The organism is Nannocystis punicea, from assembly GCF_026965555.1.
Classification (GTDB): domain Bacteria; phylum Myxococcota_A; class Polyangia; order Nannocystales; family Nannocystaceae; genus Nannocystis; species Nannocystis punicea.
In genome coordinates, this window is the sequence record NZ_CP114040.1 from 9,476,285 (window position 1) to 9,488,812 (window position 12,528).

A 12,528-nucleotide genomic window follows, 5' to 3' on the forward strand; every position below is an offset into this window, starting at 1 on the left:
GTCCTTCAGGACATGTCCAATCAAAGGCTCGCCGCCTCGCGGCCCTCGATCGATGCCGCGAGCGAGCCGGGTCTGCCGTCCGGTGCCGACATTGCCGAGCCCGCCGCGCTCGCGGCCCCGCGCATCCTCGCCCGCGCTGGGGCTCGCGCGGTTCGAATTTGAACACCGCGGCCGGCTTGACACGATTTTTTGGAGCACGCTAAATGGACGCTGACCCGGCGGAGACGCGCGCAGTTTCGCGGGGCGTGAGGGGCATCGGGCATGAACACGAGCGACAACCTGGTCAACGCCGGTGAGGGCGTCAAACTGGCCATTCCGGCGAACTGGCGGCGCAACGCGGTCATCGCCTTCTCCAACGGCCTCGAGGGCGAGCAGGGCGCCTCGGTGGTCGTGCGTCGGGAGACACTCGAGCCGCGAATCACCCTGCAGCAATACATGGACGGGCTGCTGGTCGAGCTGGCCCGCAGCGTGCCCGAATTCGCGTTCATCGACCGGCGCAGCCGCACGCTCGCCGGTCACCCGGCGGTCGAGTTCCTCTACACCATGAGCGCGCGCGGCGAGGCGTACGAGCAGCGCCAGGTGTGCGCTCTCGACATTCCCGGCAGCGTCCTGTCGATCGTGCTGACCACGCGAAAGAGCCAGGCCACCGGCTTCAGCGAGCAATGGGAGAAGATCCTCGCCAGCCTGGTCCTCGGCCCGCCGGGCGAGCCGCGACGCCCCTGAGCCAACGAGGTCCCCATGGCAGCCCCGGCCGCGCGTCACGGCGACATCATCAAGCACGAGTCGAAGATGCTCGGCTTCTTCGCCGGGGCCGTCGCCGGCGCGCTGTTCGGCATCATCGTGCTCGGCACGGGCGGCCTGGCGCTCGCGGCGGTGGTGGCGGTCGGCGCCGGCGTCGGCTACCTGGCCGGGGCGGCGTGGGACGCGATCGCGGACAGCCCCGGCGTCGAGACCGGCGCGGTCGGCCTGGACGAGACCAACGTCATCATCAACGGCAAGGTCGCGGCGGCGGTCGTCGGCAAATCGCAGTGCTATTTCCCGGTCGTCTACAGCCACGGCGAGAAGGTGATCTCCGAGGGCAGCTCGACGGTGTTCTTCCGCTGTCGTCCGGCCGCGCGCCAGGGTGACGCGCTCATCTGCGACGGCAAGATCTCCAGCGGCTCGCCCGACGTCATCATCGGCGGCGGAACCGTCCGGATCGCCGGCAGCAAGAAGACCAACTTCGACTACTTCCTCGACTACGCGAGCCTGTACCTGACGGTCGCGCTCGGCGGCGCCAGCCTGGCGACCCTGGCCGTGTCCGCCACGGCGGTCGGCATCTCCGAGCTCATCTCGGTCAACGCGGGGCTGTCGCGATGGGTCAACTTCGCCGCCGTCAACGTGGTCAACAGCGCCGGCAGCCTCTTCAACACCTTCGGCATCGACAACCGGCTCGCCCGGGCCCACAACACCACGTTGCTGGCGGCGCAGCGGGCCGAGATCCAGAACGCGATGTACCAGCGGTACGTCCGCGGCAAGGCGGCCCTCGGCCGGCCGTACCAGATGCAGAGCGAGTGGGCCCGCAACAACCGCGTGCAGTGGGCGCTCGACCGCCGGGTCGCCAAGGCCGGGGCGCCGAAGGGCATGCAAGCCCTGACCGGATGGAAGGGCGCCTCTTTCCAGGTCGGCCTCCCGATCGCCGTCGATTTCGCGCGGAACTGGCGCGACCAGGAGCGCGAGAGCAGGGTCCCCGAGAATCCCCTCGCGGTCTCGTGTGACGACACGTCCTGGCTCGAGCCGGCGTGAATGGTGACACCATGACGGAAGAGTTCGACGACGGGCTCGAGGCCTTCGCCATCCGCACGACGCACGCGTGGGAGCTGCTGCAGATACGGATCTGGGGCGCGCACTGGGACTGGTCGGAGCCGAGCCTCGACTATTCGCGGGCCTCGCTGCTGCGCCTGTCCGACTGGCTGCTGCTGGCCGCGCGCGGCCAGGCCGTCGCCGAGCTCAAGGACGTGCTGAACCTCGCCGGCCAGTACTTCGGCGAGACGCTGATCGAGCACGCCCGCGCCGACTGGGAGCGCCGGCCCGACGGGGCGTTCGGGCTGCGCGTGGAGTGTCTCGACGGCGAGGTCCGCCACGTCGACATGATCGAGGTCCTCGGCGCCTGGGTCACCGCCGCCCGCGGCGGCAAGGGCAAGGAGCGCGAGGTCCTGGTCGAACACTTCGATCGCGCGGTCGCCGGCGCGATGCCGCCGATTCGCGTGTCCTGACCCCGCGTGGGCTCATCGCAACGCGAAGACCAGCAAGATCACCAGCAACAACCCGACATTGACGGCGACGAGCACGACCTTGACCGACGGCGCCGCTCGTCCTGTCGGAGCGCTCGCCGCGGGCGCGGGCACGGGCGCGACGGGTGCCGGCTGAACGGGGCGCGCCGGCGCGGGTCGGGCGGGCTCGGGGCGCAGCTCGAGGTTCGGCGGTTCGCGCGGCGAGCCGCCCAAAGTTTGCGCGGGCGGCAGCAGCTCGGTGCGCTCGGAACGCGGCGCCGCCAGTGCGCCGCTGCCGACGAAGATCTCGGTGCGATCGGAGCGCACCGCCGGGACGCTGTTGCCAATGAAGATCTCCGTCTTGTCCGCTCGCCCCGGCGACTTGCTCTCGACAAAGATCTCCGTCTTGTCCGCCCGCCCCGGTGATTTGCTCTCTACGAAAATCTCCGTCTTGTCCGCCCGCCCCGATGATTTGCTCTCTACGAAGATCTCCGTCTTGTCCGCTCGCCCCGGCGACTTGCTCTCGACAAAAATCTCCGTCTTGTCCGCTCGCCCGGCCGGCGCTTTGTCCTCGACGAAGATCTCCGTCTTGTCCGCCCGGCCCGCGGGGGTCGCGTTGTTGTCGGGCAGGATCTCCGTGCGATCGATCCGGCCGGACATGCTCGCAGCATTGTCCGGCAGGGGCACGATTGCATCGACGCGGACCTCGGCCTTGTCGAGCAGGCGCAGGGCCGCCGCGCCGCGGGCCGTGGGCGGCAGGGAGCCGACCTTGCTCGGCTCCGACGAACCCGCGACGGGGCTGCGCACGGGCCCGGAGAGCGGCCTGCGCGGATCTTCCAGCGGCGCGAGGGCTGCCGCGAGCGAGCGGACCGACTTCCTCTGCTCGGCCGGCAGCTCCCGCGAGCTCCCGCCGATCGTGAGCGTGGGCGGTGCGCTCGGGGCGATCGCCGGGGCGGACTCGACGGCCGACGCCCTCGCCGCGGCCGGCGACTCGCTGGCCGCCGGCACGGGCGCCGGCGCCGGAGGCTCGGGCGCCGGCGCCGGGCCGAGGCCGAGGAGCTCGCGCATCGTCGCCCGCAGCGCGACGGCGTCGGGGATCCGCTCCTCGGGATCGAGGGCCAGCGCCTGGGCGAACAGGTCGTCCACGGCCTGCGGCACGTCGGAGATCAGCGAGCGCAGCCGCATCGCGCTCCTCGCCGACGGGCGCACGCTCGTGATCAGCTCGAACAGGATCGCCGCCAGCGAGAAGACATCGCTGCGCTGATCGCCGGGCCCGGTCTGCTGCTCGGGCGCGCGGTAGCCCGATTCGTCGGTGCGGCCGGACATCGGCTCGAACTCGGCGATCCCGTAATCGAGGATCTTGACCTGCCCCTGCTCGCTCACGGTGCAGCGGGCGGACGTCAGCGCGCGGTGGGCCAGGCCGATGTTGGCGTCGACCGCCTCGAGGATCGCCGCGACCTGCTCGCCGAGGGCCAGCGCGCGCTGCCACGGGACCCGCCCCTCCTCGGCGCGCAGGCGTTCGAAAGTGCGGCCGACGTCCGCCTCGGCGAGGCAGTGCGGCGGTGAAGGCGGGGCCTCGCCGACGCCGTGCAGCAGCGAGAGCCCGGGGATCGCCGCCGCAGTCGCGACCTCGACCACCTGCGCGAACGAGGCCCAGGCCTCGGGTTCGCAGCGCGCGGGGTCGAGGACGACGAGGGTCACCTCGCGCGCCTGGCCGTCCTGGGCCACGAACACCTGGGCCGGACCGCCGCCGCGGACGAGGGCCGTGAGCCGGTAACGATTGGCGATCCGATCGCCGACGCGTGGTGCGAAGCTGCCGGACACTGGCGACGCCTTCCGGTCTCTCGGCTCAGCAGTTGATCTTCACCAGCGGCCCGCCCTTGAGCGACAGCGCCCCGACGCTCGCGGCCACATTGGTCGGCCCGCCGCTGGCGACGGTGATCGTGCCGCCGGCGACCATGGTGATGTTGGCGCCGGCCTGGATCGTGATGTTGGCGTCGGCCTGGATGAAGATGTCGGAGCCGTTGAGGGTGACGCGGGCGGTGCCGCTGGTCACGGTGAAGAAGGTGTCGTGCATCTTCGTGCCCGTGGGCGGGATCGGCGGCGGCGGCGAGCCCTGGGCGATCGTCACGGTGTGCACCGTGCCGACCATGGTCGAGTCGGCGGCGCCGATCGTCGCGTCGCGGTTGACGCCGACGTTCTCCGTCAGGTTGTTGAGGATCTCGGTGTTCCAGTCCTTCTGCGCGTGCAGGAACACCTCCTCCGAGCCCTTGCGGTCCTCGAAGCGCAGCTCGTTGAAGCCGTCGCCGCCGAGCGAGCTCTCGGACTTGATCGTGCTCTTCGTCTTCTCCTCGGGCAGCGGGTACGGCGGGTGGTTGTTGCCGTGGTAGATGCGCCCGATGATGATCGGTCGGTCGGGGTCGCCCTCGATGAAGTCGACCAGCACCTCGTGGCCGATCCGCGGCAGGAACATCGCGCCGTAGCCGTTCCCGGCCCACAGCTGGCTGACGCGGACCCACGTCGCGCTGTTCTCGTCGTGGCCGCCCTCGCGGTCCCAGTGGAACTGCACGCGCACGCGGCCCTCGGCGTCGGTGTGCACCTCCTCGCCGTCGGGCCCGACCACCGTCGCGGTCTGGACCCCGCGCATCACCGGCCGGGTGGTCGTGCGCGGCGGCCGGAACGGCACCTTGAGCTCGGTCACCGTGAACACGTTGTGGTACGTGCTCTCGCCCGACGCGTCCTGGTCGAGCACCTGCGGCTGCTCGCCCTTGTGGCGGACCTCGATCAGCCGGTACTCGGCGTTGAGCTCGTGCTTCGGGTGGCCCGCGAGCGTCATCGTCCGCCCGGGCACCAGGCGCGGGGAGTCGCTCTCGCCCATCCCGGCCCGGCGCGTCGCCTGTAGCGCCTCGAGGCGGATCTTCGCCATCGACTGCCCCTGGTGCGGCCCGCCGCGCTTGGGGTCCTGGTATTCGCCCGGGAAGTCGTAGACCTCGAGGTCGGTGTCGACCTTGGCGGCCTCCTTGACCTCGAGGTCGAGGTCGGGCTTGTGCAGGTTGAAGTCGCGGAGGGTCACCTTGCCCGAGCGCAGGCGCCCGCCGAAGCGGAACCGGCGGATGTGCTCGCGGTCCTGCACCGTCCCGCGCGGCGGGTTGAACCACACCGTCGCGGTGCCGTCGATCGGCGAGTGCGCCTGGATCTGGTCCGCCATCACCCACACGTGGCGGCTCTGCTCGTGCTCGAAGAAGTAGAAGATCCCGTCCTCCTCGAGCAATCGACTGACGAATGCCAGGTCCGTCTCGTGGTATTGCACACAGTAGTTGCGCGGCGCGTAGCTGTCGCCGAGCGAGAAGCGGAACCAATCGCGGCGGAGCCCGGCCCGCGTCAGCACCTCGGTCACGATCTGCTCGGTCGTCTTGTCCTGGAACACCCGGCAGTCCTCGCGCAGGCCGAGCTTGTAGGCCCACGGCACGATCGTCAGCTCGTACAGCTGCAGGCCGCGGGTGTAGCCGACGTACTCGGCCTCCGACACGATCCCGTGGACCGGGCGCGGCGACTCGGCCCCGTTCAGCGACAGCAGCGCCGGCTGGCCCAGCAGCGTCTCGGCGTCGAAGTCGAGCCCCGCCGCTTCGACCCGGAATTCGAACAGCGAGGACAGGGCCTCGGTCCCCGACAGCTGGACGACCCGCAGCGGGGCGCCGCCGACCGTCAGATCGAACACGGGCTTGTTCGAGGTGAGCCCGGACGCCGTCGATTCGAGTTCGGAAATGGACATCGGTCGGATCGAGGCGCAAAGCCCCTTCGGGCCGCAGGATACGACCCGGCCCGCGTTGGCGTCAACGCGAGCCGATGCGCCGATTCGAGCGGGTCCGCGCTCACCCTCATGTCATTATCGCTCGCGCCCTGCTGCGATTGGTCGGCCCGCGCGACGCGGCCGCCCGCGATCGCCGTCGCCGAAGTCACGAGTTCTCGGGCGCGCCGTCGGCTCGCCGCTGGCCGGCGACCTCGTGACCTGTCTTTTAGAGCATGTCGAAACAGCGCCGACCGGTCCGCGCATTTGCGCAATCGCTGGACCATGGACGGCGGCGCGAATGCGCTCAGCCCGCGAAACCGCCGGCCGAAAAACATGCCCCTTTGGACATGTCCGAAGAATCACCCGCGCGACGTCGCCAGCCTCGCCGCGTCGGCGACCGGCTGCAGCACCACCCGGGCCAGCCCGCGCAGCAGCGGCTCGCGGGCGATCACCCGCGCGAGCGGCGGGCTGTGGGCGTAATAGAAGCGGACCAGGTCGACGCCGGTCGGCGTGGTCTTCAAGAAATCGTCGCGGAACGCCCGCAGGGCCGCGACCTGGGCCGCCCACGGCGCGCCCCAGGCGGCGGTGGCGAGGAAGCAGAAGGTGTCGACGGTCTGGAACTTCTGCGCCTCGGTGGTGAACTGCGCGGTCGCCAGCGGGCTGCGGTTGGTGCACGCGTCCTCGTAGCGGACCGCGAACTGGTAGGTGTAGTCGGCCCACAGCTCGCCGACCTCGACGGTCACCAGGCCCTCGGTGGTGTTCAGCTCGGCGGCGGCGAAGGTCGACTGGTGGGCCGCGCCGAGCAGCTCCTCGCTCAGCGGCGTGTTGCTGGCGAGCGAGAACACGTCGACCTCCTTGAGCGCGATCGCCGGGTCGGCGGGCGGCGGCAGGCGGAAGCTGACCTGTACGCGGTCGAACGACTCGCTCACCAGCACGAGGTCGTCGACCGGCGCCAGCGTCTGGACCTGCGCGCACGAGCCCCAGCCGTCGTCGGGCGGCTCCTCCGTCGTGCCGTCCGACCCGGTGGCGCCGTCCGACTCGCCGCCGGTGTCGCTCTCGCCGTCGCCGCTGGTGCCGCCCTCGCCCGGGCCGCCGTGCGAGTAGACGCCCCAGCGGAACGTCTCGCCGTTCTTGGTCATCACCCGCAGGCGATCGGCCCCGCTGCCGTTCGCCGCGCTGATGGTCGCGTCGGGCGGGTGCAGCGTGCCCGTCGCCCCGTCCCAGTCGCCGTAGCCGGCGTATTCGACGGCGCCGCGGAAGCCCTTGGTGTGCGGGTCGAACGGCACCGCGTAGACCACCGACGGCTGACCGAGGTACTCGACCCCGTAGGCCGAGAGGTCGGGGTCGACGTAGTGGTCGTTGTCGCGGTCGAAGTCGTACGACCCGTTCTCGTCGGCCTCGACGCCGATCTCGATATAGGCAGTGAGCGGCGCCTCGGCCATCGCCGCCGGCGGCACCATCACCGTCACGAACGCCGCCTGCTCCCCGGGCGGCGTCGCGGCGGTGACCGCGTCGAGGTCGTTGAGCTCCGCGTAGGTCTGGATCTCCTCGGCGTCGACCGCCGGGTCGAACGCGATGAGGTCGTTGCGCGGCGGGTACCAGCTGATGTCGCCCTTCGGGTCGAACTGCCCCTTGTCCGAGTTGAACGCCTTCGGCGACGGGCAGGTCATCGTGTCGACCGAGATGATCTCGTGCTCGGGCGGCGACAGCGGCCGGCAGTAGTAGGGCTCGTCCGACGAGGTGTTCTCGTGGAAGCCGAGCGAGTCGAGGTCGCCGGGGTCCTCGTCGTGCAGGATGATCTTCGGGTACGTCTTGCCGCGCCGGTGGGCCCACACCGGCAGGGCCGACACGCGCGGCCCGTACGGCGCGCGCCAGCTCGACAGGAAGTTCCAGATCCCCGGCCGGTTGCCGATCCCGTACTTCCCCACCGCCTGGGTCACCATCACGTCGTGGACGTATTTGCCCTGCGCGTCCTCGAGCCAGATCGCAATCTGGGCGTTGGCCACCGGCGTGAAGTGGAACTCGACCAGCACCGGCTCCTCCGCCGCGGCCGGCGCCGGCGTCAGCGCCAGCAGGCACACGGCCGTCGGGAGGGTCAGCGAGCGCGGCACGCGGGCGACGATAGCACACTCGCCGCGGCCGTCGCCGACCCCGACCGCGTGCGTCGCGGGCTCGAGGTGGAGCCACGCCGTCGTTCGCGCCGTTCGGTCCGCGCCCGGGTGAAGTCGGGTTCATCGCGCAACCCGCATGCTCCGGCGATCACGCGCCGGTCGTGATCGACGGCCGCGCGCTCAGAAGCGCAGGACCCACGTCAGCCCGGCCGAGCGCGGGCCGAAGGTCGGCGCCACCACGACGCGCTTGGCCGCGGCGCGGCGCTTGAGGCCGATCGCCAGCAGCGCCGCGCCGGCCCCGAGCAGCGCCGGCGCGAGGACCAGGCCGACGGCCGCCATCGCGTTGGCCGACTTGCCGTCGGCGTCGATCTCCGCGCACGCGCCGGTCGCCGCTTTCGGATCCAGCGGGCAGGCGTTGGCGGAGTCGTTGTATTGGCGCTCGGCCTCGCCGACGCGCACGAGGCCGCCGGCGAACAGGCCGAGGCTGGCCAGGCCGAGGCCGAGCGACACGCCGCCGCCGATCGCCAGGGGCCGCCAGGGCTTGCCCGGCGGCGGAGCGTCGACCGGCGCGCTCGGGCCCGGCGGCGTGGCGGGCGGCGCCGGATCTTTCGGCTGCGCGGCCGCGTCGATGGCCTCGCTCGCGGCGCGGAACTGGTCGCGGGTCTCGGCCACCTGGGGCGGCAACGCCTCGCCGGGATAGGCCTCGCCGAACTGCGCCGCATAGCCGTCGAGCGCCGCGAGGCCCTCGCGGACGATGTCGATCCCCGCGCCGTTGTTCACCGACTTGCGGTACGCGTCGGCGATGTAGCTGTAGACCGCCGCGCGGTTGTCCTTGTTGTCGGGCGACTCACGCAGGCGCTCGACCGCGACGGCCCAGGTGCGCGCCGCCGTCAGATACTCGCCGCGGTTGAACTGCTCCTGTCCCTCGCGGAAGCCGATGTCGAACTTCACGAGGTCGTCCGCGGGCGCAGGGGCTGCGCGGACCACGACGGGGCCGAGCGAGAGCGAGGCGCAGAGGGGCCAGGCGAGGAGCGCTTGAATGCGCCCTCGCACGCGACTTCTTCCCATGCGGCGGACCGTAGCACATCCTGTCTGCTCCGCGCGCCACGAACACCCGGGCGTGCGCTCGATTCGAGATCGCGCGGCGCAATAATGCGCCCGACGCTCTCTGCGTTGATGGTCCGCGCGCATTGGTGGTAGGAAGCCTTGAAATGGTGCCTGACCGCGACGCCCAGGTGATCGGCACGGTGCTCGAGAACCGTTATCGCGTGCTCTCTCTGCTGGGCCGCGGCGGCATGGGCGACGTGTACGTCGGCGAAGACACCCGGCTCAGGCGCCGCTGCGCCCTGAAGATCCTCCACGCCAGGTTGGCCACGGACCGCACCAGCGTCGAGCGCTTCCTGCGAGAGGCGCAGATGATCGCCTCGCTCGACCACCCCAACATCGTCGACATCTACTCGTTCGGCGAGGAGCCGTCGGGGCTGGTGTTCTTCGCCATGGAGCTGCTGCAGGGCGTCGACCTCGACGCCCGCCTGCGCCAGCGCGCCGACCGGCCGTTCTCGACCCACGACGCCTGCGTGTGGGCCGCGCAGATCGCCAAGGCCGTCGCCTGCGTCCACGACAACGGCCTCATCCACCGCGACCTCAAGGTCTCGAACGTCTTCCTGGCCCGCAAGCGCGACGGCGAGGAGATCTGCAAGCTGCTCGACTTCGGCATCGCCCGCGCCGAGGACAACTCCGAGCTGACCGAGACCGGCATCACCCTCGGCACGCCGAGCTACATGTCGCCGGAGCAGGTCCGCAACGCCAACGTCGACCGCCGCAGCGACATCTACTCGTTCGGCGTGGTCCTGTTCAAGCTGCTGACCGGCCGCGTCCCGTTCACCGGCGAGGCGATCCAGGTGGCGATGCAGCACTGCGAGACCCCGCCCCCGGCCCCGTCGAGCATCGCCCCGGCCGCCGGCATCTCGCCGGCGCTCGACGCCATTGTCCTCAAGGCCATGGCCAAAAAGCCAGGTGACCGCTATCAGTCGATGCAGGAGGTCGGTGTGGCGCTGGCCGAGCTCCTGCGCCACGAGGCCCCCGAGCTCGCCCCGGTCACCGTCGTCACCCTGCCCCCGCGCGACCCGCAGGCCGCCGTCGCCCCGCCTCCGCGCGCCCCGCAGGCCGCCGTCGCCCCGTCCCCGCGCGAGCCGACCCCCGTGCCCCCGCCCCGGCCGGCGGAGTCGGGCCTCGCCGCCACTCCGCACGACGCCGCCACTCCCGGCGAGGGCACCAAGACCAGCCCCACCACCGCGCTCCCGGCCCCGCAGCAGCGCCGCTCGCAGCGGGGGCTCGCCCTCGCCGGCGCCGGCCTGCTCGGCGTGGCCGCCGTCGCGTTCGCGCTGACCCGCGGCGACGACCCCACGCCCGCGCCGCAGGTCGTCGAATCCCCGCCCGCCGTCGCCGCGCCGACCGCCTCGCCCGAACCTCCGCCGCAGGCGCCCAGGGTCGAGCCGCCGCCGCAACCCGAGGCCCTCCCGCCGCCGCCCGAACAGCCGCCCGAGCCCGCGCCCCAGCCGGAGTCCAAGCCCCCGACGCCCGACGAGGCCCTCCCGCCGCTCGATCCCGAGGTCGAGCCCACGCCCGCCGTCGAGAAGAAGAAGGCCGCCGTCAAACCCGCGGCGCCGGCTGACCCGCTCAAGCAGATCGATCGCAAGGCCCAGAAGTGCCGCAAGACCTACAACGCGGTCGGCGGCCCGAAGATCGTCATCGACTACGCCGTCGGCCTCGACGGCAAGGTCACCCGCTCGGTGCCCTCCGTCAACGACGCCCTCGGCAAGTGCCTCGCCGACGCGGTGCAGTCGACCACCTTCGAGGCCAAGCTGGCGCTCGGCCGCAAGCTGTCCCTCTGACCCGCGAGGGAGCGCCTGCCCCTCGAGGCATGTTCGATCGAACATGCCTATCATGACATGTCTATTTGGACATTCCAAGAGAGACATGCCGCGCGACTCGCCGCCGCCGCGCCGGCGGCTCAGGGCGTCTTGGCCTGCGCGCAGTGGGCGATCGACGAGTTGAACGAGTCCTGGACGATCTTCGCGCGCATGGCCGGGTCCTTGACCGAGGCGAGGCTGGGATAGAACTCGCGGTAGACCGCCAGCGCCGCCTGGCAGTCGCCGGCGCGGCCGAGGCAGGTCGCGGCGGTGTGGAACAGGGCCTGCGGGCTGTCGCGGATCTGCGAGTCCTCCGGCCCCTGCGGCTTGACCCTGGGGATCAGCGCGCGGGCGACGTCGAGGGCCGCCTTGCAGTCCGCGGCGGACCTCTTGTTCATGTACGCGCCGTCGGACAGCTCGAAGTAGGCGCGCAGCAGGCGGTCGCGGTCGGTCGAGTCGCCCCCGCGGCAGCGCATCCCCGCCAGCGATTCGGCGGTGGCCGCGGCCCGCTCGGGGTGCATGTTGGTCTCTTCCTGGTACCACCGCGCGACCCGCTGCTTGCCCTCCTGGCAGCGGCCGATCAGCATCTCGCACATGCCGCGGGTCACGGCCAGGCGCGCGTCGACCTTGGGGTCGATCGCGTGGAGCTCGTCGAGGTCGGCGAGGCAGCCCTTGCCGTCGTCGAAGTTCATCTTGCGCATCGCCGAGGCCACGAGTTCGCCGATCTCGGCCGTCGGCGGCACGTGAGTCACCGGCGGCGGACCCGGCGGAATGGCCTGCACCGGCTCGACCACGACCGTGCCCTCGCACGCGCACTCGCACACCGGGCACCGGTCCTCCACGGGCAACGGGGGCCGCTCGTCGCACGCGGCGGCGCTCCACATCCACGATAGCAACCACCAGGAGCTCCGTCGCACTCGCATCGTCACCTCATTTCAATGGGGCTCTGCTCCGACTCGCACGTCGCCTCGACCTGAGAATCTGTCCGGCACAGCCCGGCTCGGCGAGCGTGAGCGACCCATGACGGGAACAGGACGACTGCAGTGTAGCTCCTGGGAAGCCCGGAGCGAATCGCGGCCGAAGTCGCGCCATACGGGAGGCCCCACCCCGCTCATCCGGAGCTTCACGACCGGTCGCGTGAATTTCCGCCGGATACCACCCGAGCGAAGACCACTTCGAGGTTCAACCCCCGACAGCGGGAGCGAGCGAAGCGGCGCAACCTGACTCGCTCGCTCCCTCGATCGGCGTCGAGCGGGCGCGAAGCTCGATGAGCAGCGAGAGGCGGTGAAGCCTCTCCAGCGCCTTCGGGGCCGCGAGCACCACGTCCTCGCACTCTCGAATTGTAGGGCCGAGAGCTCACCGGCTCCGAACGAGGTGCCCACCAGGCTCATCCTCTCCGAAACCGGCTGTCGCGCCGACGCTCGGCCCCACCTGGCGGAGCCACGCCGCGCGGCCGTCCATGC

The 12,528-nt window shown here is 71.4% G+C and carries 10 protein-coding genes; 5 read left to right on the plus strand and 5 right to left on the minus strand.

The window, feature by feature from the left end:
• The first annotated feature begins 12 nt into the window (after positions 1–12).
• The 4 genes from O0S08_RS36185 (at position 13) to O0S08_RS36200 (ending at position 2,255) form a co-directional block, all read left to right on the plus strand.
• The gene (locus O0S08_RS36185; RefSeq protein ID WP_269034015.1) at positions 13–162 is read left to right on the plus strand and encodes a hypothetical protein; all 150 of its coding nucleotides are present in this window, start codon (positions 13–15) and stop codon (positions 160–162) included.
• A 99-nt stretch (positions 163–261) separates the two neighbouring features.
• Positions 262–723: a DcrB-related protein gene (locus O0S08_RS36190; RefSeq protein WP_269034016.1), complete on the plus strand. Its 462-nt coding sequence runs from the start codon at positions 262–264 to the stop codon at positions 721–723.
• Positions 724–738: 15 nt separating this feature from the next.
• Entirely contained in the window at positions 739–1,785 is a 1,047-nt protein-coding gene (locus O0S08_RS36195; protein ID WP_269034017.1) for a PAAR domain-containing protein, read from the plus strand.
• 11 nt (positions 1,786–1,796) lie between these two features.
• Entirely contained in the window at positions 1,797–2,255 is a 459-nt protein-coding gene (locus O0S08_RS36200) for a hypothetical protein (RefSeq protein WP_269034018.1), read from the plus strand.
• A 12-nt stretch (positions 2,256–2,267) separates the two neighbouring features.
• Here O0S08_RS36200 and O0S08_RS36205 read toward each other — a convergent pair whose 3' ends face one another.
• From O0S08_RS36205 to O0S08_RS36220, 4 genes are all read right to left on the minus strand, one after another.
• The gene (locus tag O0S08_RS36205) at positions 2,268–4,076 is read right to left on the minus strand and encodes a serine/threonine protein kinase (protein WP_269034019.1); all 1,809 of its coding nucleotides are present in this window, start codon (positions 4,074–4,076) and stop codon (positions 2,268–2,270) included.
• Between the two features lie 25 nt (positions 4,077–4,101).
• Positions 4,102–6,024 (minus strand): type VI secretion system Vgr family protein, encoded by a 1,923-nt coding sequence (locus tag O0S08_RS36210; protein WP_269034020.1) that lies wholly within the window; start codon positions 6,022–6,024, stop codon positions 4,102–4,104.
• Between the two features lie 377 nt (positions 6,025–6,401).
• Positions 6,402–8,153, minus strand: coding sequence for a CFI-box-CTERM domain-containing protein (locus O0S08_RS36215; RefSeq protein ID WP_269034021.1), 1,752 nt, complete (start codon positions 8,151–8,153; stop codon positions 6,402–6,404).
• Between the two features lie 180 nt (positions 8,154–8,333).
• Entirely contained in the window at positions 8,334–9,221 is an 888-nt protein-coding gene (locus O0S08_RS36220; RefSeq protein ID WP_269034022.1) for a hypothetical protein, read from the minus strand.
• Between the two features lie 143 nt (positions 9,222–9,364).
• On the opposite strand from O0S08_RS36220, the gene O0S08_RS36225 reads away from it, so the two are divergent.
• The gene (locus tag O0S08_RS36225; protein WP_269034023.1) at positions 9,365–11,047 is read left to right on the plus strand and encodes a serine/threonine protein kinase; all 1,683 of its coding nucleotides are present in this window, start codon (positions 9,365–9,367) and stop codon (positions 11,045–11,047) included.
• Positions 11,048–11,166: 119 nt separating this feature from the next.
• Here O0S08_RS36225 and O0S08_RS36230 read toward each other — a convergent pair whose 3' ends face one another.
• Positions 11,167–11,988, minus strand: coding sequence for a hypothetical protein (locus tag O0S08_RS36230; protein ID WP_269034024.1), 822 nt, complete (start codon positions 11,986–11,988; stop codon positions 11,167–11,169).
• Positions 11,989–12,528 lie beyond the last annotated feature (540 nt).